This is a genomic window from Streptomyces sp. DH12, assembly GCF_020873895.1.
Taxonomy (GTDB): domain Bacteria; phylum Actinomycetota; class Actinomycetes; order Streptomycetales; family Streptomycetaceae; genus Streptomyces.
In genome coordinates, this window is record NZ_JAHWGT010001200.1 from 1 (window position 1) to 438 (window position 438).

Genomic DNA, 438 nt, shown 5'->3' on the forward strand with positions numbered 1-438 from the left:
GTTCGAGCACGGTTCGCCCGTTCACCCTGCCACCTCCATGTAGCGCTGTACTCGTAGAGTTAAACGCCAACCATGGGGCGAACGCCTCGTCCGGTGACGGTACTGAGACGTAGTTGACACCCGTTCACTGCCAAGTGTGAGCGTGCTCTCAGCTTTCCGGAGTAATCCGTCACCGTCCGTGTCATTTGTCGCACTCGTCGTGGTGACGGAGACCGCTCACGCGCGTTCGCGTCGTTCAGGTGTCGTACTCCTGGATGCGCCGGCCGTGGCCGCGGTCGACGAGGGCGGGCAGGCGTTCGTCCAGCTCGCGGACGACCTCGGGGACGTCGATGGTGAGCAGGCGCCGGTCGCGCATGAGGATCCGGCCGTCCACGACGGTCGTGCGGACGTCGGCGGCGCGGGCGCTGTGCACCAGGGTCGCGGCGAGGTCGTGCACGG

The 438-nt window shown here is 66.7% G+C and carries 1 pseudogene; it reads right to left on the reverse strand.

The window, feature by feature from the left end:
* Positions 1–235: 235 nt before the first annotated feature.
* Positions 236–438 (reverse strand): annotated as a pseudogene (locus tag LPA54_RS39235) (amidohydrolase); the annotation flags it as partial.